This is a genomic window from Acidovorax sp. T1, from assembly GCF_002176815.1.
GTDB lineage: Bacteria > Pseudomonadota > Gammaproteobacteria > Burkholderiales > Burkholderiaceae_C > Acidovorax.
This window is the reverse complement of sequence record NZ_CP021648.1, coordinates 531,122-554,507: the sequence shown is the minus strand read 5'-3', so window position 1 is coordinate 554,507 and position 23,386 is coordinate 531,122. Positions and strand designations below refer to the sequence as shown.

General features: G+C 69.2%; 22 protein-coding genes and 1 pseudogene. 9 read left to right on the top strand and 14 right to left on the bottom strand.

From position 1 onward, the window contains the following. Window positions 1-151 precede the first annotated feature (151 nt). From istB to CCX87_RS02635, 12 genes and pseudogenes are all read right to left on the bottom strand, one after another. Window positions 152-952: an IS21-like element helper ATPase IstB gene (gene istB / locus CCX87_RS02690; protein ID WP_011806186.1), complete on the bottom strand. Its 801-nt coding sequence runs from the start codon at window positions 950-952 to the stop codon at window positions 152-154. After that, on the bottom strand, window positions 945-2,459 hold the full coding sequence (istA, locus tag CCX87_RS02685; protein ID WP_087748140.1) for an IS21 family transposase: 1,515 nt from the start codon (window positions 2,457-2,459) through the stop codon (window positions 945-947). Before istA ends, istB begins: the two co-directional genes overlap by 8 nt. A gap of 114 nt (window positions 2,460-2,573) precedes the next feature. After that, window positions 2,574-2,729 (bottom strand): annotated as a pseudogene (locus CCX87_RS02680) (ArsB/NhaD family transporter); the annotation flags it as partial. A gap of 58 nt (window positions 2,730-2,787) precedes the next feature. Continuing rightward, complete coding sequence (locus CCX87_RS02675; RefSeq protein WP_041836362.1) at window positions 2,788-3,288, bottom strand: arsenate reductase ArsC; 501 nt, start codon at window positions 3,286-3,288, stop codon at window positions 2,788-2,790. 20 nt (window positions 3,289-3,308) lie between these two features. Then, entirely contained in the window at window positions 3,309-3,629 is a 321-nt protein-coding gene (locus tag CCX87_RS02670) for an ArsR/SmtB family transcription factor (protein ID WP_011806189.1), read from the bottom strand. A gap of 94 nt (window positions 3,630-3,723) precedes the next feature. Beyond that, complete coding sequence (locus CCX87_RS02665) at window positions 3,724-4,671, bottom strand: lysophospholipid acyltransferase family protein (RefSeq protein WP_011806190.1); 948 nt, start codon at window positions 4,669-4,671, stop codon at window positions 3,724-3,726. Between the two features lie 61 nt (window positions 4,672-4,732). After that, entirely contained in the window at window positions 4,733-6,505 is a 1,773-nt protein-coding gene (locus tag CCX87_RS02660; RefSeq protein ID WP_083766767.1) for an ABC transporter ATP-binding protein, read from the bottom strand. After that, the gene (locus tag CCX87_RS02655) at window positions 6,502-7,485 is read right to left on the bottom strand and encodes a diacylglycerol kinase family protein (protein WP_011806192.1); all 984 of its coding nucleotides are present in this window, start codon (window positions 7,483-7,485) and stop codon (window positions 6,502-6,504) included. Before CCX87_RS02655 ends, CCX87_RS02660 begins: the two co-directional genes overlap by 4 nt. A gap of 35 nt (window positions 7,486-7,520) precedes the next feature. Beyond that, window positions 7,521-8,636 (bottom strand): fatty acid desaturase family protein, encoded by a 1,116-nt coding sequence (locus CCX87_RS02650; RefSeq protein ID WP_087743509.1) that lies wholly within the window; start codon window positions 8,634-8,636, stop codon window positions 7,521-7,523. 96 nt (window positions 8,637-8,732) lie between these two features. Next, the gene (locus CCX87_RS02645) at window positions 8,733-9,500 is read right to left on the bottom strand and encodes a DUF3108 domain-containing protein (RefSeq protein ID WP_087743506.1); all 768 of its coding nucleotides are present in this window, start codon (window positions 9,498-9,500) and stop codon (window positions 8,733-8,735) included. 39 nt (window positions 9,501-9,539) lie between these two features. Then, a complete protein-coding gene (locus CCX87_RS02640) occupies window positions 9,540-10,472 on the bottom strand; it encodes a hypothetical protein (protein WP_198314757.1) in 933 nt (310 codons plus the stop codon). Further along, entirely contained in the window at window positions 10,469-11,602 is a 1,134-nt protein-coding gene (locus tag CCX87_RS02635) for a CDP-alcohol phosphatidyltransferase family protein (RefSeq protein ID WP_087743503.1), read from the bottom strand. The genes CCX87_RS02640 and CCX87_RS02635 overlap by 4 nt, the downstream gene beginning before the upstream one ends. 36 nt (window positions 11,603-11,638) lie before the next feature. On the opposite strand from CCX87_RS02635, the gene CCX87_RS02630 reads away from it, so the two are divergent. From CCX87_RS02630 to CCX87_RS02600, 7 genes are all read left to right on the top strand, one after another. Beyond that, the gene (locus tag CCX87_RS02630) at window positions 11,639-12,577 is read left to right on the top strand and encodes a metallophosphoesterase family protein (RefSeq protein WP_232476466.1); all 939 of its coding nucleotides are present in this window, start codon (window positions 11,639-11,641) and stop codon (window positions 12,575-12,577) included. A 62-nt stretch (window positions 12,578-12,639) separates the two neighbouring features. Continuing rightward, on the top strand, window positions 12,640-13,083 hold the full coding sequence (locus tag CCX87_RS02625; protein ID WP_087743500.1) for an HIT family protein: 444 nt from the start codon (window positions 12,640-12,642) through the stop codon (window positions 13,081-13,083). A gap of 19 nt (window positions 13,084-13,102) precedes the next feature. Then, complete coding sequence (locus CCX87_RS02620; RefSeq protein ID WP_157667096.1) at window positions 13,103-14,293, top strand: LptF/LptG family permease; 1,191 nt, start codon at window positions 13,103-13,105, stop codon at window positions 14,291-14,293. Beyond that, complete coding sequence (locus tag CCX87_RS02615; RefSeq protein ID WP_011806200.1) at window positions 14,290-15,357, top strand: LptF/LptG family permease; 1,068 nt, start codon at window positions 14,290-14,292, stop codon at window positions 15,355-15,357. Before CCX87_RS02620 ends, CCX87_RS02615 begins: the two co-directional genes overlap by 4 nt. Further along, window positions 15,354-16,562, top strand: a complete 1,209-nt coding sequence (locus tag CCX87_RS02610; RefSeq protein WP_011806201.1) for a CDP-alcohol phosphatidyltransferase family protein — start codon at window positions 15,354-15,356, stop codon at window positions 16,560-16,562. Before CCX87_RS02615 ends, CCX87_RS02610 begins: the two co-directional genes overlap by 4 nt. A 6-nt stretch (window positions 16,563-16,568) precedes the next feature. Next, window positions 16,569-17,696 carry a hypothetical protein gene (locus tag CCX87_RS02605; protein WP_011806202.1) on the top strand — a complete coding sequence of 376 codons (1,128 nt, stop codon included), beginning with the start codon at window positions 16,569-16,571 and terminating at the stop codon, window positions 17,694-17,696. Between the two features lies 1 nt (window position 17,697). Then, window positions 17,698-18,519 (top strand): nucleotidyltransferase family protein, encoded by an 822-nt coding sequence (locus tag CCX87_RS02600; RefSeq protein ID WP_087743496.1) that lies wholly within the window; start codon window positions 17,698-17,700, stop codon window positions 18,517-18,519. Here CCX87_RS02600 and CCX87_RS02595 read toward each other — a convergent pair. Together CCX87_RS02595 and CCX87_RS02590 are read right to left on the bottom strand one after the other, a co-directional pair. Continuing rightward, entirely contained in the window at window positions 18,505-19,296 is a 792-nt protein-coding gene (locus CCX87_RS02595; RefSeq protein WP_087743494.1) for a phosphocholine cytidylyltransferase family protein, read from the bottom strand. The two genes, CCX87_RS02600 and CCX87_RS02595, sit on opposite strands and share 15 nt — an antisense overlap. 63 nt (window positions 19,297-19,359) lie before the next feature. Beyond that, window positions 19,360-20,016 carry a 4'-phosphopantetheinyl transferase family protein gene (locus tag CCX87_RS02590; RefSeq protein ID WP_011806205.1) on the bottom strand — a complete coding sequence of 219 codons (657 nt, stop codon included), beginning with the start codon at window positions 20,014-20,016 and terminating at the stop codon, window positions 19,360-19,362. Window positions 20,017-20,079: 63 nt separating this feature from the next. Between CCX87_RS02590 and CCX87_RS02585 the strand changes: the two genes are divergently transcribed. Together CCX87_RS02585 and CCX87_RS02580 are read left to right on the top strand one after the other, a co-directional pair. Beyond that, window positions 20,080-21,393 carry a cytochrome P450 gene (locus tag CCX87_RS02585; RefSeq protein WP_087743492.1) on the top strand — a complete coding sequence of 438 codons (1,314 nt, stop codon included), beginning with the start codon at window positions 20,080-20,082 and terminating at the stop codon, window positions 21,391-21,393. A 14-nt stretch (window positions 21,394-21,407) separates the two neighbouring features. Continuing rightward, the gene (locus CCX87_RS02580) at window positions 21,408-23,369 is read left to right on the top strand and encodes a non-ribosomal peptide synthetase (protein WP_087743490.1); all 1,962 of its coding nucleotides are present in this window, start codon (window positions 21,408-21,410) and stop codon (window positions 23,367-23,369) included. The last annotated feature ends 17 nt before the right edge of the window (window positions 23,370-23,386 follow it).

Sequence of the window (23,386 nt, the reverse complement as noted above, 5' to 3'; positions counted from 1 at the left end):
TTGAACTTTGACCCGGGGACGGAGGCCGGCATCGTTGATGCTGGCTGTGGACAACTGTAGCGCTTTCCTCCTTTTCACTTGCTTGTTGATGTTCGGTCCCATAGGGCGCGAAGGGCGAAGCCCGCAGCGCCTTGTCCCTGCGTGCGGTTGATCAGGTGAGGTCGTTGGGTGGCGCCTTGGCCTCCTTGAGCTCCTGCTCGCGAGCCCTGATGCGTTTCTTCGAGTTGGCCGTGGCGTGCGTGATGCGGTAGCTGTCGTTGCCCGTCTCCACGATGTGGCAGTGATGCGTGAGCCGGTCCAACAGCGCGGTGGTCATCTTCGGATCTACGAACACGCTGGACCACTCGGCGAAGTCCAGGTTGGTCGTCACCACCACGCTGGTGTGCTCGTAGAGCTTCGACAGCAGATGGAACAGCAGCGCCCCTCCGGCCTGGCTGAAGGGCAGGTACCCCATCTCGTCCAGGACGACCGCATCCAGGCGCAGCATGCTCGCCGCAATGCGACCCGCCTTGCCTTGGGCCTTCTCCTGCTCCAGCGCGTTGACCAGGTCCACCGTCGAGTAGAAGCGCACGCGCTTGCCATGCTGCACGATGCCTGCCACGCCGATGGCCGTCGCAAGATGGCTTTTTCCGGTGCCGGGTCCGCCCACCAACACGACGTTGTGCGCCTCGTCAGTGAAGGCCATCTCGGCCAATTGCGCCACCAGCTTGCGGTCCACCGGGGAGACCTCGAAGTCGAACCCCGCAAGATCCCGATGCACCGGGAACTTGGCCGCGTTCAACTGGTGGCTCACCGATCGCGTGGCGCGCTCTGTCGTCTCGGCGCGCAGCATCTGCTCGACCAGCCAGCGCGATCGCTCCAGCTCGGCATTGTTCTGCTCGATCAGATCGGCCCAGGTCCCGGCCATCCCGTGCAGGCGAAGCGCCTTGAGTTCGGCAATGACGTCACGCATGGCCGGTCTCCTGGATGTCGCGCAGCCGGTCGTAGCGAGCCGTATCGGCGATCGGCGGCGTCAGCACCTGCAGCGAAGTTTGCACGTTGGCCGGCCTCGGCGCAGCGTTCAGACGCGCCAGCACGTTGATGACGTGCTCGACGCTCACGCGCCCCGACGGCGGCGCGCCGTCCAACGCCAACTCCACGGCCACCAGCACCGCCTCCAGTCCCGCCGTCGGCACCAGGGCTAGAACCCGCGCCATCAGGCGGTCGCCGCCGCTCTCGCGCAACAGCCCCCGGCGCAGCCGCTGCAATGATTCCGGCAGATCCGTGAACGGCGCTCCATTGCGCAACGCCCCCGGCTTCCTCTGCACCAACGGAATGTAGTGCTGCCAGTCGTAGAGCGTCTTGCCCTTGTCCGTGAGCCGCTCGTGCTCGGCCACGACCACGTCGCCGGCCACCACCGTTACGCGCGTCGGATACAGGTGCGAACTGACCATCTGCCCGGCCAGCTCGCATGGCACCGAGTAGCGATTGCGCGCCACCGACACCAGGCAGGTGCTGCTCACCCGTGCCACCTCCTCGACGTAGCCGTCGAAGGCGGCGGGCATCGGCATCAACTGCACCCGTTCGTGCTCGAGCACCTCAGCCACGCTGAACTGCTTGTGTTCGGGATGCCTGATCTCCTCCCACAGCGCCCGGCAGCGCTCGCCCAGCCAGGCGTTGAGCTCGTCGAAGCTGGCGAAGCGCCGCTCACGCGCGTCGATCCAGATGCGCCGGCGGCTGTCCTGCACGTTCTTCTCCACCACCCCCTTCTCCCAGCCCGAGGCGACGTTGCAGAAGTCGGGGTCGTACAGATAGTGCGCGCACATCACCGAGAAGCGGGCGTTGACGGTGCGGCCCTTGCCCTTGTGGACCTTGTCCACGGCCGTGCGCATGTTGTCGTAGATCCCGCGACGCGCCACCCCGCCCAGCGCCGCGAAGGACCGGGTGTGGGCATCGAACAGCATCTCGTGCCCCTGGCCCGGATACGCCACAAGGAAGAACGCGCGGCTCGCGCACAGTTTCATGTGCGCAACCTGCAGCTTGCGGTAGATCCCGCCGATCACCAGCGCCTCATCGCTCCAATCGAACTGGAACGCCTCGCCCAGCTCGAAGGCGAGCGGCACGAATGCCTTGCCGACTGCGACACCTCCTTGCTGCGCTCTCCAAGCGCGGATGAAGTCGGTCAGCTGGGTGTAGCCGCCTTCATAGCCGGCCGCCGCAATCTGCTGCAGCAGCGCTCGCGCGGTTCGCCGCTCCTTCCTCGGGCGACGCGCGTCGGCCAACAACGCCATCTTCACCATCTCGACGAACGGCGTCAGCTTCGTCGAGGCCGCTCGGCGCACGTACTTCGGTGGCTGCGCCACCGGCACGCGCAGGTACTTCCTCACCGTGTTGCGCGACAGGCTCGTCGCCCTCGCGATCTCTCGCACCGATTTGTTCTCGCGGTGGTGCATCCGCAGGACCTTGCCAATCATGGCCATGGTGATCAATCCTCATTCCCCCACCGCTTAAAAAAGCAGCAGGGTAGGCTGAACACCCGGGTCAAATTTGAACCGGCACAACCCTCACAAGTGGGTCAAATTTCGGCCGGCGCCAACACCCCAGACCACCGGGATGTCGCCCAGCTGCACGACGCCGAAGATCAGCGCGATCACGGCGCCCAGCGACGCGCTCCAGCCGATGCCCAGGCCTCTGGGCTGCCAGATGACCAGGACGAGCGTGAAGATGAAAATGAGGATGGCCGTCAGCATGGGGGCTGCTCGCACACGGCGCGTTTCTTGTGGGTGCGGAGGATCAGGACGATCATCTTCACCGGCGGGTCCCGATCTCGCGCACTTCATGCTGGATGGCCATGCGCTCCAGCTTGTCCATCGGCAGCGACAGCATGAACTCGATGCGGCGCTTGAGCGTCACCGCCGTGTCCATGAAGGCCCGCCTTTTCTCTTCCTCGGTGCCTTCCACTGCGGCGGGGTCTGGCAGGCCCCAGTGCGCGGTGATCGGCTGGCCGGGCCACACCGGGCACATCTCGCCCGCGGCCTGGTCGCAGACGGTGATCACGAAGTCCATCGGCGCAACGCCCTCCTTGGCGAACTCGTCCCAGCTCTTGCTGCTGTAGCCGCGGTCTTCGATGTGGAGCGTGCGCAGCGTTTCGAGTGCCAGCGGGTTCACGGCGCCCTTGGGATGGCTACCGGCGGAAAAGGCCTTGAACCGGCGGCCGCCCAACTGGTTGAGCAGGCCTTCGGCCAGGATGGAACGCGCGGAGTTGCCGGTGCAGATGAACAGCACGTTGTGGAGGGTGTCGGTCATGATGGTCGGTGGGTTGGTGGAGATCAACAACGAAGGGAGCCGTCCGAGGCCATGCAAGCCTCGCCCTGGCAGCAGTTGTCCGTGAGGTAGCCGAGCAGCGCCTTCATCTGGTCGAAGGCAGCGCGGTAGATGAGATTGCGGCTCTGGCGCTCCTGCGTGACGAGGCCGGCATGCGTCAGCTCCTTGAGGTGGAACGAGAGGCTGGTGTTGGGGACACCGAGGGCTTCGACCAGCGCCCCGGGCGTCATGCCGTCGGTGCCGGCGATCACCAGACTCCGGAAGACCTGCAGCCGCAGGGGTTGGGCAAGCGCGGCCAGCGCACGGACAGCCTCATTTGTTTCCATTATTCAATCATAGTCGAATGATTGAATTTTAGATGACAGCAGCAAGTCGAACTCACCGAAAGCAAGTCCGATGGGGCTTCGTCAGAAGGCCGCGTCAGGAAGACGCGACGGGCGGCGGCGTGGTGGCCAGCGGCAGCTTGCGCCAGCGGCGGTGATGCCAGCTCCACAGCTGCGGATGCTGGCGCACCTGCTGTTCGGTGAGCTGAACCAGGCGCTCGACATCCGACGCCAGTGACCCCTGACCCAACAGCACCGGCGGCTGGATCTCGAAGCGCCAGACCGGCTCGGCCGCCGTCGTGGTCACCGGCAGCAGCGGCGCACGCGCCGCGCGGGCGAGTTGCGCGGGGCCGGCCGGCATGGCGGCGTCCTTGCCCAGGAAGCGCTGCATCAGCCCGGTCTCGGCCTGCTGCACGCCCTGGTCCATCATGACGAAGACGATGCGGCCCTGCTTCAACGCCGAGACCATCTGGGCGTAGGCGCGCAGACCGGTGTTCGCGAGGATGCCTTCGATGCCGTACTGCTCGAGCCCGTTCTGCAGCAGGCCCGCCGACATCATCCGCGCCTCGCGGTAGACCACGCTCACGCCCCAGCCGGCGCGGGCCAGCTTGATGGTAAGCAGCGCCGCATTGCCCATGTGCGTGGCCAGCAGGATCGCGCCGCGCCCGCCGGCCATGGCGGTGCGCAGGTGCGCGAGGCCGTCGACCTCGCAGCGCGCGATGAGCATGTCCTCGTCCTGGCGCTGGTCGAACATCGCCAGGATCTCGAGCACGGCAGTGTTGTTCACGCGGTAGGCCTCGCGCAGCAGCGGCGCGATCGACGGGTCGCCGGGCGGGCGGCCGAGCGCCACGGCCATGTCGTGCGCGATGCGCCGGCGCTGGCGCCAGGCCAGCCGGTACTGCAGCGCGCCCGTCAGTTGGCCGAGCAGGCGCACGCGCTGGAAGCCAGCCACGCGCAGCACCGTGCGCAGGCCGAGGAAGAGCGCGCGACGGCGGGCGCGCCGCAGGCGGCGGCCGAGGTCGACCGGGCGTTCCGCGTCGCTCACAGGAGTACCTTCGTGCTGCGCACTGCGGTGCGAGCTTTCTTGGGGCGGCCCGGCGCGTCGCTCATGCGTCCCCCTCTGGCTCCTGCGGACCGCGCACCAGACTCACCTCTGCATCGGCCAGCCGGTAGATCCGGTCGGCCGCGTCGATCAGCAGGCCCTGATGCGCCACGGCCAGGATGGTCAGGTAGCCCTTGAGGCGCCGCACGGTGTCGATCACCACGGCCTGGGCCTCGGCGTCGAGGCTGCTGGTGGCTTCGTCGAGCACCAGCAGGCTGGGCTTGTGCACCAACGCCCGCGCGATGGCCAGGCGTTGGCGCTGGCCGCCGGACAGGCGCGATCCGCCCTCGCCCACCCGCGTCTGCAGGCCCTCGGGCATGGCGTCGACGAAGTCGAGCGCATCGGCGGCACGCAGGGCATCGCGCAGGTCGGCCTCACTCAGGTCCTGCTCGCCCAGCGCGAGGTTGTAGGCGATGGATTCGTTGACCAGCACCGAGTCCTGCGGCACGTAGCCGATCTGCCGGCGCCAGGGGCGCAGGGCCAGCTCGGGCATCGGCACGCCATCGACGCGCACGCTGCCGGCCTCCGGCTGCAGCAGGCCGACCACCAGGTCGAGCATCGTGGTCTTGCCGGCGCCCGAGGGGCCGACGACAACGGTCAGCTCGCGCGCGTGGATGGTGAAGGACGCGTCCTCGAGCACCAGGCGGCCGTCGCCGTGGCGGAAGCGCACGCCGTCGAACGCGATGCCGTCGGACAGCGTCGCCGTGCGGTCGCCGCCCTTCGGCTCGGCCTGCGCATGCGCGGCGTCGATGCCGTCGATGAGGGCCCAATAGGCGCTCTCGCGCACGACGATCTGCTGGTACGCGCGCTGCGTCTTCGAGAGATAGCTCACCACCCGCGCCAGCAGGAAGAGCATGACCAGCACCGACGCCAGCGGCATCTTCAGCACCACCAGGCTCAGGAAGAAGCCGGTGCCGACCATGATGGCGAGCAGCGGGTCCTGCAGCGCGCTGAGCGCTTCGCGGCTGACCACCTGGCGGCGCAGCGCGCGGCGCAACTGCTTCATCTGGTCCGACAGCAGCGCATCGACGTGGTCTTCGCGCGCCATCGCCTTGAGCGGCTTGGCCGCGGCCAGCTGCGCGCCGATGGCCGACAGCAGCGAGGTCAAGAGCTGCGTCTGGTGCTGACCCGCGCGGCGCGAGCTGCGGATGAGCGTGTGCAGCAGCGTCAGCAGCAGGCCGCCGGCAATCGCCGTGGCCACGCCCGCCTGCCACGAGATCGCCAGCGCGATGCCCATGTAGATCAGCGAATTGAGCAGCATCGCCGCCATCTCGGCGCTGTACTGGAAGGCTTCGGAGGCACGCTGCGCCTCGGTGGCGACCGCGTTCGACAGCCGGCCGACCGACTGCTGCAGGTAATGGCTCCAGCGCGCGCCCATCACCGCGCGGATCAGCGCCAGGCGCAGGTCGGTGGCGATGTGCGCCACCGTGTAGCCGACCTGCTTGTTGGCCACCAGCGTGAGTCCGGCACGCAGCGCGATCAGCGCGATCGCCAGCGTGAGCATGACCGGCGCGGTCGGCTGCAGGCCGAGGACATCGGCGATGCGCGTGGCGACCTGCTCGGGCATGGAGGGCTTGCGGCCCGGATCGTCGGCGGTCGTGAGCGTGAGCATCGACAGCAGCATCGACATGCCGAGGCCGTCGAGCAGCCCCGCGACGAAGACCGCGGCGAGCGCGGCCAGGCTGCGACCGGGATAGGCGCGCACGAAGGCGGCGATCATGGGCACCGCGCCGCGGGCGCGGGCGGCGGTCACGGCGTCGATGGGCTCACCGCTCATGCGGCAAAGAACCGAAGAGAGGGGCCGCGACGGATCACGACCGGGCGCGCCGGGTCGGTGTCGTAGGCCTCGCCGTCGAGCGAATAGCCGCCGAGGCCCGTGATCTCGACCTGCGCACAGCCGCCGCTGAGGAAGCCGTGGGCGGTGTCCATCGCGCGCGAGAAACGCCCCGTGAGCAGGCGCGGCAGCGAGCGGTAGAAGCGGCTGGCATGGCGCGACACGGCCGTCAGGCGCATGCCGCCATCGGCGCGCGTGGCGTAGGGGTCGAACAAACCCTGGCGGTGCTGCAGCGTCGTCGCCAGCAGCAGGTTCACCTTGCCCTCGAAGCGGCCCAGCGGACCGGCATCGATGCGCAATGTCGGACACGACAGCCCCGACCGACCGCGCAACGCGAGAACCACCAGGCGCAGCAGCGACGACAGCGTGCTCAGGTGGCCGGTGCGCAGCGCGCCGTCACCACCGATGCGGTGGGCGTGCGTGCGGCGGATCACGCCGTCGATCAGCGCCGCGCCCACCCACAGGCCGCGGCGTGCCGGTGCCGGCCCCTGCTCGATGCACAGCGTGGCGCGCTCGACGACGGCAGCATCCCAGCGCTTGTCCGCGACGGCCGCCAGGCCGCGCTCGAGCAGGCGCATCGCGTCGATACCCGGTGTCAGGTCGGCGGCCGTCAGGTTGGTGCGGCCGCCGGGCAGCACGAGCAGGTCCGGCATCCAGGCCCCCGTGGGCAGGCTGGCCAGCTGGTCGATGACCGCGCGCACGGTCCCGTCGCCGGCCAGCACCATCACGTGGCGCTGGCGACGGGCCAGGATGGCCTCGACCGCGGCGGTGAGCGATGCGGGCCCGTCGACCACGACCACCTCCGCGCCCTGCGCCTTCGCCACGGCCTGCGCCTGCTCGGCCAGGCCGCGCGAGGCGCGAAAGCTCAGCGGGTTGACGATGAGGCACGGCGGCAGCGCGGCGTTCGCCAGCGACTCGATCACTTCGGAGAGAGGCGTCCCTCCGGGTACGCTGGCGATCAAGATCGGCCGGACCGCGGCAGCCACGCACGCATCGCCGATTGCTCGTGCGGCGTCTGCCGGGCCGACTGCCAGAGCTCGCGCACGGCGGCGAAGAAGCTGTCGCGGTTGGTGATGCGGTACGACGCATCCGCCGGCAGGTTCTGCATCAGGCGGCGATGCGCTTCGTCCATGTTGTGGTACGGCAGCGCCGGGAAGAGATGGTGCAGCGCGTGGTAGCGCAGGCCCACCGGGAAGAAGGCGATGGTCAGCCAGGTCTGGCCGGTGATGTTGATGGATTCCTCGACCTGGCCCGCCAGGTCCATCGGCGTGCCGTCGTTGACGTACCGGTGCGCCGCCAGGTTGCGCACCCAGTTCAGCCCCAGCGTGAAGGCCAGCAGCAGGTAGCCCATGGCCACGTGCTTGAAGCTGATGACGTCGCGCCAGACCAGCACGGCGAGCGCCACGATGTACGCGAAGCACAGCGCCTCGACGATCTTCAGGTGCTTCTCGAAGCGCTTGGGGAAGCGCTCGCTGTAGTACGGGTTGGACACCGCCGCCGACGCGCGCGTCAGCACCCAGTGGCGCAGCCCGCCGTGCAGCCACGACAGCGGCCCCAGCACGCCGAAGCGCACCACCATGAAGAGCGGCAGCAGCGGCGCCTGCGCCAGGTACTTGAGGGTTTCCTTCACTGGCGACGAACCGAGCGGCAGGTATTCGCCGTCCGACGGGGTGCCGAAGCGGCGGTGGTTGTGGTGCTCGATGTGGTTGCTGTACATGATCCACGGCATCAGGAAAGGGATGCCCAGCAACAGGTTCCACGCCCGCTTGAACCACACCATCTGCTGGTTCGGCATGTGGATGATCTCGTGGATGAAGGTGCCCGAGCGGAAGAACAGCAGGCTGGCGACCACGAACGCGGCGATCTGCACGGCGCTCCAGGGCGTCGCCAAGAAATAGACGGCCGTCAACGCCCAGCCGATGCCCGTGCTGAGCAGGAAGTCGGTCCAGTAGATGGCCGGTGAGCGTTCGAACAGGTCGTCGATCAGCGCGCGCGCCTGCCCCCGCCATGCGAAATTTCGTGCAGCCGCTGAGGCGGCGGGAGCCCGTTCAAGGGGGGTGGAGGTGGCAGTCACGGCTCTGCGGAAGGAATCGGGAGGGGGCTAAAGCATACCGGTTGCGGGAAGCCCCCGGCGGGGGCTCCAGTTCCGCAGCGTTCTGCAGGAAAACGGCTATCCGCTCACGTCGGCCAGCGTCATGTCCAGCGGCGCGTCGAAGGGCGGCAGCGTGAGGCGGATGCGCACCGGCAGGAACTGCCGCGCCGGCTCGACCCAGACCTCCGCCCGGGTGTCGTCGGGCTGGCGCAGCACGCGTGTCAGCTTCTGGGTCCGCAGGTTGCCTGCGGGGGTCTTGACCGTCTCGGCACCCGAGGCTTCGAAGATCCAGGTTTCGGCTCGGCCGCGCACGCCCACCACGGGCATCACGACCCGCCCGCCGGCCTTCGCCTTGGCCGGGTCCGCCGTCAGGATGGCCTGCAGTTGTACCAGCCAGCTCACGCGGTCCTGGGCGCCCGGCACCAGCGGGATGTCCGGGGCGGAGCCCGAGAAATCGATTTTCGATTCGCTGCGCACGAAAGTCGCCTCCCGCGCGGACTTGCCCAGGCGTTTCTCCACGTAGCTGCCGGGGGCCACGCCCGCGGCGTCGAAGCCGCCCTGGCTGCCCCAGTTGATGAGCGCCAGGCCGGCGACCGTGCCCTTGAGGTGCGCCTCGTAGGCATCGGCCGTTCGTTTCCAGACGAACTCGCCGCTGCCCCGGATGCCGCCGCGCTGCATCTGGTAGAGCACGGTGAAGGAGCGCGCGATGCGGGTCGGGTAGACCTTGGCCTCGGCGTCGCGCGGCGGCGGCGCACTCGGTTCGGCGGCGAACGCAGTGGATGCGAGCAGGGCCGCCGTGCACAGCCAGAGGCGATGCCGGGAAAAACTCAGGGGAAAGAAGGGCATGGGCGAGAAGGCGGGAAAGATCCCCCCATTCTCGGCGCATCAGCGCAGCACGCCGCGGCGGCGCAAGCGCCAGTAGATGCCCGGCGCCGCCAGCAGCGGATGCCGCCGCTGGAAGGGGGTGGGCTCGATCCTGTAGCCGCTGTGGCGCTCGACCTTCCACGCGACATAGTCGGTGGCGTTGTCGAAGGTCAGCGCCGCCTTCAGCAGCCGCAGCAGGTTCAGCACCGGCCCCAGCCGGCGACGCCTGCGCCAGCGGTGCTCGGCGGTGGTGCGCTCGTCCGGCGCGAGCACGGGTGCCACTTCGCCCGGCGCCGTGGTGAAGGCCAGCCCGCCCTCTTCCCAGGCCAGCGGCAGCAGGCGCGCATAGCGCGGCCCGTCGTGCGCGAGCAGGTCTGCGCCGCGCGTGCTGCGCTCGACCCGCAACTCCGCCGCGTAGGTGCGCGCATAGAGGGCGCGCCAGAAGGCGACCGGCTCGGCGCGCAGCGGCCCGAGCATCGCCGCCCAATGCGCGGCGGCCACCACCGCGTCGCACACCGCATCGCGCATCGTGAGCCGGTCGGCCTCGCTGCGCGCATGAATGCAGGCGCAGGGCTGCGAGAAGCGGGCCCACAGGGTGGTGTCGATGCGCTGCACCGACATCGCCCGCCGGAACTGCGCGACCGTCATCACCGCGTACTTGGCGCGCAGGCTGCGGCCATCGACCGACTCCTCCAGGTAGCCGACGTTCGGCGGCAGCACGCGGTTGGCACAGGCCGCGAGCCACGAGCCCGGCCAGTCGCCGACGCGGTCGACCAGCACGTAGAAGTCGAGCACGCCGTCGAGCGCGCTGTCGCGCAGGGCCGAGCCGTAGAACAGCACGGCGGCCGCCCCGCCTTGCGCGCGCGCGGCCAGCCGCTCGGCCAGCGTGACGACGGCGGGCGACACGGCGCGCCGCAGCTCGTCGTCGATCAGCGCGCGCAGGTCCTCGCTCACGTCGAGGCCGAAAGCCAGGAGCGCAGCGGGCCGCGGCGGCGCGCCACGGCGGCCTGCAGCAGCCGCACGGCATGCACGGCCAGGCAGGCGACGGTCCAGATCGCCACGGCGAGGATGCCGAGGTCGGGACGGCCGAAGGGAAGGGACGCGGTCAGCAGCAGCAGGTTCGGGTTGCGGCGCGCGGTGATGAGCCGGAAGCGGCTGTCGAAGCGCTCCCACACGTGCATCTCGATGCCGAAGCACGCGATGAACAGGCCTTCTTCGAGCCGCTGCAGCACGTAGCCCGCGACGATGGCCGTGAGCGCCAGCGCGGCATGCGTCAGCGGCAGGCCGACGGCCGCCAGCCCGACGATCCAGGCCCACCACCAGAACGGCGGATGGACCAGGTCGATGGAATGGTCGAAGAAGTCGCCGAAGCGCGACGAGTTCAGCGTGACGCGCGCCAGCTTGCCGTCCACCGTGTCGAGGAAGGTCATGCCCCAGGCGGCCGCCAGTCCCCAGCCGTAGTGCCCGGTCCAGAACAGCCACATCGCGGCCAGCACCAGCACCAGGCTGAGCGAGGTCACCTGGTTCGGCGTGATGCCGGCTTCGGCGCACAGCCGCGTGACGTAGCGCGCCGGCCGCGGCCAGGCGTAGAGCGTGACCAGGTCGGTCACGCCCTTGTAGGCGCCGCGGAAGGTGCGCCACTCGATGGCGTCCATGCTTTCCGCGGTCAGCGGGAGCAGGTACGGCGGTTCGCGCTTGCGCAGTTTGTCGTTGTAGCCGTCGGCGATCTGCGCCGGCGAGACGGTGCGTGCGCCGGCCAGCGCTTGCCGCTCGGCCAGCCGCGTCGCGGCTTCGGCGGCCTGCGCAGCCGCGACCGACAGCGCGACCACCTCGCCGTCGCCCTCGCCCGCCCGCAACGCGACGTCGTCCGTCGCACCGGCGAGGCCGCGCACCAGCGCTTCGTCGAAGACCCAATCGGCCCGCAGCAGCACGACACGGTCGGCATCGGCCGGCGTCGCCGCCATGCCGGCCCGCGCGAACTGGCGCTGCAAGCGGGCCTCCGACGTGAGGCCCCAGACACGCAAGGGCGATTGGCCGACGACGATCCCGGCAACGCGCTGGGTGGGCACCTTGTCGGCGCTCATTTGGGCAGCCCGGCACGCGGGGTAAGAAGTTTTGGCATGATCGAAGCGAGTGTCCAGACAGAAAGCAGCGGGCGATTATCGATGAGCGGATTGACCTTGGCCCACGTGTCGGACCTGCACCTTCCCTTCGAGCCGGTGCTCTCGCCACGGCAACGCCTGTCGAAGCGCCAGCTCAGTGCCTGGTCGTGGCAGCGGCGGCGCGCGCTGCACCGCACCGACATCCTCGACGCGCTCGCGCAGGACCTGCGCGCCCATGCGGTCGATCACATCCTGGTCACCGGCGACATCACCAACTTCTCGCTGCCCGGCGAATTCGAGCAGGCGGCGCGCTGGCTCACGGCGCTCGCGCCGCCAGAGCGCATCAGCATCGTCCCGGGCAACCACGACGCCCTGGTGCCCGTGCCGCACGCACAGGGCCTCGGGCTCTGGCAGGGCTGGACTCGCGCCGACGACGGCTGGCCCGTCGTGCACCACCGCGACGGTGTGGCGCTGATCGGGCTGAACTCGGCGCTGCCGACCGCGCCGCTGCTGGCCCGCGGCCGGCTCGGCGACGCGCAGCTCGCGCGCCTCGAACAGCTGCTGATCGCTGAAGGCCAGGCGGGACGGACCCGCATCGTCATGCTGCATCACCCGCCGGCCGCAGGCGCCATCGGCTGGCGCAAGGCCCTGGCCGACGCCCCGGCGCTGCGCGCCGTGCTCAAGCGTGCCGGCGCCGAGCTGGTACTGCATGGCCACGCCCGCGACGCCCGCATGGACGTGGTCGCTGGCCCGTCGCTGCCGATCCCATGCCTCTGCGTGCCCTCGTCGTCGGCCGTGCCGAACCCGAAGGACCAGGGCGCGCTCTGGCACCGGCTGAGACTGATGGACGGCGCCGGTGGCCCCCAGGTCATGGTCGAGGTGCGCCGCTGGTCGACCGAGGCCGAGGCCTTCGTCGCCGACGGCGCCTACGCGCTGGCCCTGCCGCGCGCTCGCTGAAGCGACTCAGGCGAGAATGTCGCCCGCTGAGCACAAGCAACACACGACCCTGGACGACTGCGATGGCCAATGCCACTGAAACGAAATTCGGCGATCCCGCCACACGCCTCGCGCAGACGGACTGCTGGACGCTGCTGCTGCGCCCCAAGCAGCCCACGCTGGGGGCACTGGTGCTGGTGTGCCGGGAGCCGGTCCAGGCCTTCGCCGATGTGAGCGCGAAGGCCTTCGCGGAAATGCAGGGAATGGTCCGCCGCATCGAGGCCGCGCTGCACGAGGTGGTGGGCTACGAACGCATCAACTACCTGATGCTGATGATGGTCGACCCCGACGTGCACTTCCACGTGATCCCGCGCTACGACGGCACGCGCAGCTTCGACGGCGTGGCCTTCCCTGACGCCGGCTGGCCCGGCCCGCCGGCGCTGGACGCGGCCGTCGCGCTCGACGCCGCGATGACCGCCCAACTGAGCGTCGCCCTGCGCGAGGCCCTGCAGCGCACCGCCCCCTGAGAGACTGAGGCATCGTCCCTTGCGCTTTTTCTCGTTCGATCGGCTCGACCGCTACGCGGTGCGCCTGTTCGCCGTGCCGCTCTTCACGGCGCTGGCGACCATGCTGCTGGCGACCATGCTCCAGCGCCTGCTGCGTCTGTTCGACATCGCGGCGTCCACGGGTGCATCGATCGCCAGCGTGCTGTTCCTCGCAGCCGACCTGGTGCCGCACTACCTGGGCCTCGCGCTGCCGGTGGCGTTCACGGCCGCCATCTTCATGGCCGCCGCGCGCATGGGCGACGACAGCGAGCTCGACGCGATGCTCGCCACCGGCCGCTCGATCGCGCGCATCGCGGCGCCCTACTTCATCCTCGCGCTCTTCCTGTGCGTGTTCAATCTCTACCTCTTTGGCCGGCTGCAGCCGCTGGCGCGCTACGACTACCACGTGAAGATGGACGCGGTGCTGCAGACCAACTGGGACGCGAAGATCGAAGAGAACCGCTTCATCGACATCGCCCACGGCTTCAGCTTCAGCGCCGACCGGGTCGAAGACAACGGCCGCCGCTTCACCGGCGTGTTCATGGAACGGCGCCAGAACGGCATCGAAGAGATCACGACCGCCGTGCGCGGCCAGCTCGAAAGCGACCCCGACACGCGCAAGATGCGCCTCAAGCTGGAGGATGGCCTGCGGGTGCGCCAGACGCCCGACGGCGCGATCGCCACCACCCGCTTCGTCGACGGTTACGTGGAAGATTTTTCGAAGACGCGTGCGCCCTACCGCGATCGCGGCGAGACGGCCACCGAACGCACGCTGCCCGAACTCTGGCTGGCCATGTGCAAGACCTGCGACCCCGACTCGGCCGCCGAATTCCACAGCCGGCTGGCACGTGCGCTGCTGCCCCTGCTGCTGCCGCTGCTGGCGCTGCCGCTGGGCATGGCGTCCAAGCGCGGTCGCCGCACGCCGGGCGTGGTCTTCGCGTCGCTGGCCTTGCTGCTGCTCAACCACACGCTCCAGTTCGGCAAGAGCCTGGCCGAGAGCGGCCGCCTGCCCGCTGCATTGGCGGTGTGGACGCCCTTCCTGCTCTTCGCGCTGCTGAGCCTGTGGATCTTCCGCGGCAGCCTCGCCTGGCCCGGCGACAACCCGGTGTCGCGCACCGTCGGCGTGCTGGAGCGCCTGATCGAACGCCTCAAGCCGCGGCGCCTGAGCAACGTGGCGAAGGCCGCGCCATGAACCGCGCGATGGCTTCGTACCTGCGGCGCCGCGTCGGCACGCAGATCCTCGTGCTGCTGCTGGTCATCACCGCGCTGATGCAGGTGCTCGAGCTACTCGACGTGACCACCGACGTGCTCAAGCGCGACCAGGGCTTCATCGGCATCGTCTACTACGGCCTGCTGCGCCTGCCGGCCGAGCTGGTGATGGCCTTGCCGCCCGCGGTGCTGCTCGGCACATTGATGGCGCTGGCCAACATGGCGCGCAACCTCGAGATCGCCACCATGCGCACGGCGGGCCTGAGCATGATGCGGCTGCTCGGCTACCTGCTGCCGCTGGCGGCGGTGCTGGCCGTCGCCCAGTTCGTGCTGTCCGACCATGTCCTGCCGCCGGCCGAGAACGGCCTGAAGGAATGGTGGAGCGCGAGCGCGCCGGCCGACGACACGCCGACCAAGCGCTGGGCGCACACCTCCGGCGGCACCGTGTCCATGGAAAGCACCAGCCCCGATGGCCGGCGGCTGATCGACGTCCGGCTGTATGTCCGCGACGACCGCGGCCTGATCCAGAGCCGACTCACCGCCACCGAGGCGCAATGGGACGGCCAGGTCTGGCGGTTCAAGGGCGTCAACGAATTCGTCTATGGGGACCGGCGCGTCGAACGCATCCAGGTGGCCGAGCGCGCCTGGGACACCAACCTGCGGCCCGAGGACGTGCTGCGGCTCGACGTCGCGCGGCCGAACCTCTCGACCGCCATGCTGGCCGAGGTGATCGCCGGCACGCGCACCGGGACCCAGCCCCACCGTTACTACCAGAGCGTGCTGTACCGTTCGTACGCCGCGCCGCTGGCGATCTTCGTCATGCTGCTGCTGGCGCTGCCGACGGCGGTGTCGCTGCCGCGCGGAACGGGCGGTGGGTCGAGAATGGCGATGGCGCTGATCCTGGGCCTGGGCTTTCTTCTCTGCGACGGGATCGTCGCAGCCCTGGGGCTCGCCGCCCGCTGGCCCCCCCTGGTCATCGCGCTCGCCGCGCCGGCGCTGTTCGCCGCGATCGGCCTCCTGCAACTGAGAGCCTCCGAGCGTCTATGAATCTTTGGATCGACACCACCGGCGCCACCCGCGCCGAACCCCTCTACGGCATCCCGCCGGTCGAGCGCCTGCGGCGCAGCGTGAAGCACCTCGATGCCGGGGTGCAGGTCGTCCTGTCCGGCGTCGACGCCGGGCGCACCGCCTGGCCCGCTGCACGACCCGAGGTCGACACCGCAGCGCTGGGCGCGCGCCTGCGCCAGGCGCTGGCCGGCGGCGCGCTGGTGGCGATCGACGGCGGCAATGCGGTCGACCCGCGGCTGATCGACGTGCTGCTGCGCGGCACGTCCCCGTGCGTCGCCACCCGCGGCGAGGGCGCCGAACGCGCCGTCGTGCTGCGCCTCGAGCCCGCGCTGATCGACGCCATCCCGGCCGACGCACAGACGCTGCGCGAGGTGGCCGACGCCCTGCTGGCCGCAGGCCGTATCGCGCCGTACGACGAGCAGGACTTCCCCGCCTACGTCAACAAGCTGCGGCGCTCTCTGCCCTACTGGATCTACGCGGTGAACGACAAGGCCACGCGCCGCCGGCTCGAGCGCCAGATGTTCTGGGACAACTACAAGGGCTCGACCGACCTGCTCACGCGCTGGGTCTACCCGCCGCTGGTGTGGCCGCTGGTGCGCCTGTGCACCCGTTGGGGCATCCACCCCAACACGGTGACGGTGCTGTCGATCATCCTGACGGTCGTGGCCGTGCCGCTGTTCGCGCGGGGCGACTTCCTGCTGGGCTTCCTGTGCGCCTACGGCATGAGCGTGCTCGACAGCGTCGACGGCAAGATCGCGCGCGTGACGCTCACCGACTCGGCCATCGGCAACGTGCTCGACCATGGCCTGGACATCGTGCACCCGCCCTTCTGGTACTTCGCCTGGGCCTGGGGCCTGGGCGGGCGGTCGATGGACGATCCGCTCTACGCATCGGCCGTCTGGCTGATCGTCTTCTACCTGGGCGACCGCATCGTGCTCGGCGTCGCCAAGGCGCGCCTGGGCTTCGCGCTGCACGCGGCGACCCGGCTGGACGGCCGGGTGCGCAGCTTCATCGCCCGCCGCAACATCACCATGACGATCATGGCGCTCGCGCTGCTGATCGGCGCCGGCCCGGCCGGCTTGTACCTCGTCACCGCCTGGCAAGGGCTGACGTTCGCCTGGCACGGCGTTCGCACGCTCTGGCTCGGCTTCCTCGCACGCAACAAGGCCCGCCCGGCTGTCTGAAGTCTGATGACCACGCTCGAAATCGTTCCGGTGCGCACACCGGCGGAACTGGACCGCTTCATCCAGCTGCCTTCGCGCATCCATGCACGCGACCCGCACTTCGTGCCGCCGCTGATGATGGAGCGGCGCGAGGCGTTGTCGCCGCGCAAGAACCCCTACTTCGCGCATGCCGAAACGCAGTTCTGGCTCGCCCGCAAGGACGGGCGCGACGTCGGCCGCATCAGCGCACAGATCGACAAGCTCGTGAAGGACCCTTCGGTCGGCCACTTCGGGATGATCTGCGCGGAAGACGACGCCGAGGTCTTCGCGGCGCTGTTCAAGGCCGCCGAAGCGTGGCTCGCCGCGCGCGGCAAGACGAAGGTGCTCGGCCCCTTCAACCTGTCGATCAACGAGGAGACGGGCCTGCTGATCGATGGCTTCGATACGCCGCCGATGATGCTGATGGGCCACGACGCCCGCTACGTCGGCGCACGGGTCGAGGCCGAGGGCTACGCGAAGGCGAAGGACACGATCGCCTACCTCTACGACATCGAGCACGAGATGCCCGCCGCCGCGCGCCGCATGATCGGCCCGCGCAAGCCGTCGGCGCTGACGGTGCGCAACCTCGACACCAAGCGCTACCTCGAAGAGTTCGACACGGTCACCGCGATCTTCAACGACGCCTGGTCGCAGAACTGGGGCTTCATCCCGTTCACCGAAGCGGAGATCGCGCACATGGCCAAGAGCCTGAAGATGTTCATCGACCCGACCTGCGTGGCCATCGTCGAACTCAACGGCAAGGCCGTGGGCTTCGGCATCGCCCTGCCCAACCTCAACGAGATGATCGCGGACTTCGGCGGCAAGCTGCTGCCCTTCAATTGGGCCAAGCTGATGCTGCGTCTCAAGCGCGGCACGAAGACGGCGCGCGTGCCGCTGATGGGCATCAGCCGCAGCATCAGCGGCGAACTGGCCGGCGCCATCGCGCCCTTCCTGGCCATCGACACGATGCGACAGGGCCTGCGCGCCAAGGGCGTGAAGCAGGTCGAACTGTCGTGGATCCTGGAGGACAACCGGCCGATGCGGCACATCATCGAGTCTCTCGGCGCCGCCCCGTACAAGACCTACCGCGTGTACGAGAAGACGCTCTCCACCTGACATGGCAGCCCCACTCACCGCGCTGGTGCTGGCCGGCACACGGACCGGCGGCGACCCGCTGGCCGACTACGCCGGCGTGAGCCACAAGGCGCTGATCGAGATCGGTGGCACGACCATGATCGAGCGCGTCGTCGCGGCACTGGTGGCTGCGCCGGCCGTCGGGCGCATCGTGATCGCGATCGACCGACCCGGACTGCTGAACGACCTGCCCGGTCTCCAGCCTGATGTCTGCGGCAAGCCTTGGACGACCATGCCGACGCAGGGAGGCCCGAGCGCCACCGTCGCCGCCGCACTCGCACAAGAAGGCACGCCCCTGCTCGTCACCACGGCCGACCACGCGCTGCTGCAGGCCGCATGGATCGACGAATTCCTCGCCGCCTGCCCGCCCGAGGCCGACGTGGCCGCCGCGCTGGCACCGCGCCAGGCGGTCGAAGCGGCCGCGCCCGCCACGCGGCGCACCTGGCTGCGCTTCTCGGACGACGACTTCTCGGGCTGCAACCTGTTCCTGCTGGCACGGCCGAAGGCGGCCGGCGTGATCGTGTTCTGGGGCGAGATGGAACGTCTGCGCAAGGAGCCGCTGCGCATGATGCAGCGCCTGGGCTGGTGGTTCGCGCTGCGCTATCGGCTGGGCTGGCTCCGTTCGGCGGCAGCGGCCGAGCGGCTGGGCGCGTTGTCCGGCGGTGCGCGGCTCGCGCTGGTGTCGATCCGCGACGGGCGCGCCGCGATCGACGTGGACAAGGCCGCGGACCTGGACCTGGTGCGCCGACTGGTGGCGGCCGAGGGCCCGGGCCTGAATGGCCCGTCCACCTCAGGCGGTCGCTGAAAGCTTCGCTGTCTGCGGCGTCGCGCTGGCGCCGAGCCAGCCGGCAGCCAGGGTCCGGACGTACGTCAGGTCGGCCGGGAAATCGAGTTCGCCCCACTGCAGGCCTTCGATCGAGGCCACGCGGATGTCCGCCCCCGCACCGGCCAGGCGATGGATCGCCGAGAGGTACCACAGGCCCGGGCCTTCGGCGGTACGCATCGTGCGTTCGAGCTCGGCGACGAACAGCGCCGCACCCTCGGCCTCGAAGCGAAGGAAGCCAATCGATTCGCCATTGACCCGATCGGCCGACAAGGTCTTGCCGATGGCGCGCAGGCGATCTCCCTCCACCTCGACCTTCATGTCGTCGGCGTCGTAGCCTGCCTTGCAGTCGATGGTGACCGTGATCGGCGCCGCGGGTGCCGCGAGCAGACGGCGCGCGATCTCGGGCTCGAACAGGGTGTCGCCGTTGAGGATGAGGCAAGGCGCCCGGAGTTCGGACCGGGCCATCCAGCAGCTCGCGAGGTTGTCGGCCAGCTTGTAGAACGGATTGAACAGGGTGCGCACCGTCATGCCGGCCGGCGTGATGCGTTGCAGCGCCTGCTCGACCAGGTCGGAACGGAAGCCGGTCACGACGACCGCTTCGCCGATGCCCGCCTCCATCAGTCCGCGCAGTTGCCATTCGAGCATGCTGCGGCCATTGCCCAGGTCGAGCAGGCACTTCGGGAGTTGTTCGGTCAGCGGCAGCAGGCGGCTGCCTTGGCCGGCGCCGAGGATGAGGGCACGCTCAGGTCTGGACACGTTGGTTCACCAATCAGAAAAGGAAGGACGGTTGGGGGTGGGTCGGCGATGCGGGTCGGGGAATCAGGCCCGATCGATGCACAGGTCGAGTTCGAGCCATGCGCTGGACACCCGTGTCGCGCACCGGTTTCGAAACGCGAGATGCGCCACGTGGGCGCTTCCCATATCGAGCGCCGAAGTCTGCCAGAGTTGGCCGGCGAATGCAGCGTCCTCACCCGCCGGCCGGGTATCGATGTCGCGAAGCTTGTCCAGGCTGTCGGCGCCCGCAGCCTTGGCCACCGCCTCCTTGCGCGTCCAAACCGCACAGAAGCGCCGCGGATCACGACCGGCCCAGGCACGCTCGCCGTCGTTGAGGTAGCGCGGGAAGTCGTCGCCCGTCAGCGTGCCGATCGCCTCGACGTCCACGCCGATCGAGCCGTCGGTCGACACGGCGCAGACGACGCGCCCTTCGCAGTGGGAGATGCTGAAGTCGACCGGCAGATCGAGCGTCGGTCGGCCGCGCGGGGTGTAGCGCAACGACGCGAGCACGGTGCCGCGGTGACCGAACTGCCGAAGCCCTTCGCGCAGCAATCGGCTGGCGATCAGCGAGCGGTGCCGGCTGCGAACGCTGGGCCAGCGGGAGATCTGGATCCGGCGGTCGAGCGGCAATTCGTCCATCCAAGCAGCCTCGAGCGCCGTGGAAAGCACGAAGTCATGGGCAATCAAGACGGAGATGGGCATGGGCGCAGCATTGGCGCGCACATGACATAATCGAAGGCTCACCACCAAGGGTAATTTTGGATTATGGCACAGGGACATTTGGCGCCGGGCCCCGACCAGGGCTACGACCTCGACGCCAATGATGAGACCTTGCCGGTGCTGCAGCAATTGCGTTCACGCTACGGCCCGATCTGTCGCGTTCCGTCGCTGACGCGCCCGGGCGACGGCCTCGTCATCCACGACCCCGACGACATCCGCCGCGTGCTGCTGACCAACCGCGGCAACTACGTCAAGGGCGCGGGCCTGGAGCGTGTGCGCGTGCTCCTCGGCAACGGCCTGATCGTCAGCGACGGTGACCTGTGGGTGCGCCAGCGCCGCATGATCCAACCGGCCTTCCAGGGCCAGGCCACGCGCGGCTTCGCACCGGTGGTGCGGCAGGTCAACGCTGACCTGCTGACGCGCTGGAGCGCGCATGCCGACAGCGGCGAGCCCATCGACCTGACGCACGAGCTCAGCAGCGTCGCGCTCGAGATCGTGCTGCGGGCGCTGTTCAGTGCGGACTTCGACCGACTGGTCGAGACCGAGGGCGGCAGCCCCTTCGACCTGCTGACCGAAGAGAGCCGTCGCGATCTGCAGTTCGCGGCCCGCTTCCGCGGCCTGGCCCGCTTCGTGCGCGCCATCATCGAGACCCGCCGCCTGGAGGCGCGGGTCGAGTCCGACTGGCTCTCGATGCTGATGCAGGCCCGCGACAAGGCCAGCGGCGAGCCGATGCCCGACCGGGCCTTGCTCGACGAGGTCATGACGCTGATCGTCGCCGGCCACGAGACCACCGCCAGCACGCTCAACTGGACCTGGTACCTGCTGGCCCGGCACCCCGAAGCCGAGGCGGCGCTCCACGCCGCCATCGCCAATGCGGCGCCCACCGAAGCCGCGCCGGACCAGGCCTTGGCGACACCCTTCGCATCGGCAGACTACGTCGAACAGGTGCTGCAGGAAGCGCTTCGGCTCTACCCGCCGGTGTGGCTCTTCAGCCGCCGAGCCGTGCAGGACGACACCCTGGGCGGCTACCACGTGCCGGCTGGCACCGACATCTTCATCTGCCCCTACCTGCTGCACCGCGACCCGGCCCAGTGGGAGCGCCCCGAGGCCTTTCATCCCGCACGCTTCATGCCCGATGCGGCCGCGGGCCGGCATCGCTTCGCCTACCTGCCCTTCTCGGCCGGCCCGCGTTTCTGCGTGGGTGCGGGTTTCGCCATGGCGGAGATGGCCACGCACCTGACGATGGTGGCGGAGCGCTTCCGTTTGGTTCCCGTCGGCACCGAGCCGGCCGAAGCCGAGTTCCAGATCAACCTGCGCACGCGCCATCCCCTGCGGATGCGGCTCGTGTCGCGCCGCTGAGCGGCACCTCCTTCATGCGATTCGATACCCTCCACGCCATCCTGCCCGCCACCACGCGCGACGACCGCCAGATCACGCTCATCGAAGGCGACAAGGAGCAGCGCGTGCTGAGCTTCCAGCGGCTGCGCCAGCGCGCGCTCGCCGTGCTCGGGGCACTCCAGCGCCAGTCGATCGCGACCGGCGACACGGTGGTCCTGTGCCTGGCAGACAACGAGCGCTTCCTGGAAATGTTCTGGGCCTGCGTGCTGGGCGGCATCGTGCCGGTGCCGCTCGCGCCCGGCGCCACCGATGCGCACCGCCAGAAGCTGCTGCGTGTGTTCGCGCAGCTCGGCCCGAAGGCGTCGGTCTACATCGACCGCACGTCGCTGGAACGGCTCGACGGCTTCGCCGCGGCACAAGGGCTGGCCGACCAGGCGGCGGCGCTGCGTGCCCGCGCCCTGGTTCCGGGCGGCCTCGACATCGGCGGCGAACCGGGACAGCCCGTGTCGCCGCGTCCGGACGACCTGGCGTTCATCCAGTATTCCTCCGGCTCCACCGGCGAACCCAAGGGCGTGCTGCTGACGCACCGCAACCTGTGCGCCAACATCGCCGCGATCATCGAAGCCGCGGCCTTCTCCGACCGCGACGTGGCGCTCAGCTGGATGCCGCTGTCCCACGACATGGGCCTGATCGGCTTCCACCTGAACATGCTGGCCTGCGGCGCCAGCCACGCGATCATGCGCACCGACCTGTTCGCGCGCCGCCCCCTGCTCTGGCTCGAGCAGGCCAGCCAGCGCCGCGCCACGGTGCTCTGCTCGCCCAACTTCGGCTACCAGCATTACCTGCGGCAGTTCGCGCTCAAGCCGCCACAGGGCTTGGACCTGTCTGCCGTGCGCTTGATCTTCAATGGCGCCGAGCCGATCTCCGCCGAGTTGTGCCGGCGCTTCACCCAGGCCATGGCGCCCCACGGACTCAGGCCGAACGCCATGTTTCCTGTGTACGGGTTGGCCGAAGCCAGCCTGGCGGTCAGCTTTCCGCCCCCCTCGACGCCGCTCGAGACGATCGAACTCGACCGGACAACCCTTCGCGTCGGCGCGCCGGTGCGGGCTGCGGCACCTGGGTCGACGCATGCCATCGAATTCGTCAAGCTCGGCCGCGCCGTGCCCGGATGCGAGCTCGGCATCGTGGGCGACACCGGCGACGGGCTGCCCGAGCAGACGGTCGGCCATGTGCGGATCCGCGGCGACAACGTATCCCACGGCTACTTTCCCGGCGGACGCACCAGCGCCGATTCGGGCGCGAACCCAGGATGGCTGGACACCGGCGATCTGGGTTTGATCCTCGACGGCCAACTCGTGATCACCGGTCGGGCCAAGGACCTGATCATCGTCAACGGCCAGAACTACTACCCGACCGACCTCGAGGAAATCGCCCAACAGGTGCCTGGCATCGAGGCCAACCGCGTGGCGGCGGTCGGTGTGCGCGATGCGATCGAAGGCACCGAGTCGGTGGCCCTCTTCGTGATCCACCGCGGGAATCTGGCGGACTTCGTGCCGAAGGCGCAGGCATTGCGGCGCATCATCGGCCAGAAGACCGACCTGGCGCTGAACAACGTCGTGCCCGTGAGCGCCATTCCGAAGACCACAAGTGGCAAGCTGCAACGCTATGCCCTGGCCGCCGCCTTCGAACAAGGCGAATTCGCTACAATACTCGCGGAATTGGCAGGGTTTATGTCAGCGAACGCTGCGATCGAACCTGCCGAGGCGAAGCCGAAATCCACGGCCCTGCGCCTCAAGGAGATCTGCGAGCCGTTGATTCCAGACCAGCAGATCACGGTCCAAACCAACTTGCTCGAAATCAACCTCAAATCGCTCACCCTGGCGCGTATCCATGAAGCGATCGAGCGCGAATTCCCCCAACGGATCGAAGTCACGGATCTTTTCGATTACCCGACGTTGGTGCAGTTGGCGAAACTTCTGGACGAAACCCAGACCTGATCACTGTGCATAGCATT

What these genes read in the sequence shown, in the direction of transcription:
- CCX87_RS02660 (WP_083766767.1), bottom strand. Translation starts at nt 6,505, where the DNA reads ATGAGCGGTGAGCCCATCGACGCCGTGACCGCCGCCCGCGCCCGCGGC.
- CCX87_RS02585 (WP_087743492.1), top strand. Translation starts at nt 20,080, where the DNA reads ATGGCACAGGGACATTTGGCGCCGGGCCCCGACCAGGGCTACGACCTC.
- CCX87_RS02625 (WP_087743500.1), top strand. Translation starts at nt 12,640, where the DNA reads ATGGCCAATGCCACTGAAACGAAATTCGGCGATCCCGCCACACGCCTC.
- istA (WP_087748140.1), bottom strand. Translation starts at nt 2,459, where the DNA reads ATGGCCATGATTGGCAAGGTCCTGCGGATGCACCACCGCGAGAACAAA.
- CCX87_RS02635 (WP_087743503.1), bottom strand. Translation starts at nt 11,602, where the DNA reads ATGAGCGCCGACAAGGTGCCCACCCAGCGCGTTGCCGGGATCGTCGTC.
- CCX87_RS02600 (WP_087743496.1), top strand. Translation starts at nt 17,698, where the DNA reads ATGGCAGCCCCACTCACCGCGCTGGTGCTGGCCGGCACACGGACCGGC.
- istB (WP_011806186.1), bottom strand. Translation starts at nt 952, where the DNA reads ATGCGTGACGTCATTGCCGAACTCAAGGCGCTTCGCCTGCACGGGATG.
- CCX87_RS02580 (WP_087743490.1), top strand. Translation starts at nt 21,408, where the DNA reads ATGCGATTCGATACCCTCCACGCCATCCTGCCCGCCACCACGCGCGAC.
- CCX87_RS02645 (WP_087743506.1), bottom strand. Translation starts at nt 9,500, where the DNA reads ATGCCCTTCTTTCCCCTGAGTTTTTCCCGGCATCGCCTCTGGCTGTGC.
- CCX87_RS02590 (WP_011806205.1), bottom strand. Translation starts at nt 20,016, where the DNA reads ATGCCCATCTCCGTCTTGATTGCCCATGACTTCGTGCTTTCCACGGCG.
- CCX87_RS02615 (WP_011806200.1), top strand. Translation starts at nt 14,290, where the DNA reads ATGAACCGCGCGATGGCTTCGTACCTGCGGCGCCGCGTCGGCACGCAG.
- CCX87_RS02670 (WP_011806189.1), bottom strand. Translation starts at nt 3,629, where the DNA reads ATGGAAACAAATGAGGCTGTCCGTGCGCTGGCCGCGCTTGCCCAACCC.
- CCX87_RS02605 (WP_011806202.1), top strand. Translation starts at nt 16,569, where the DNA reads ATGACCACGCTCGAAATCGTTCCGGTGCGCACACCGGCGGAACTGGAC.
- CCX87_RS02610 (WP_011806201.1), top strand. Translation starts at nt 15,354, where the DNA reads ATGAATCTTTGGATCGACACCACCGGCGCCACCCGCGCCGAACCCCTC.
- CCX87_RS02630 (WP_232476466.1), top strand. Translation starts at nt 11,639, where the DNA reads ATGATCGAAGCGAGTGTCCAGACAGAAAGCAGCGGGCGATTATCGATG.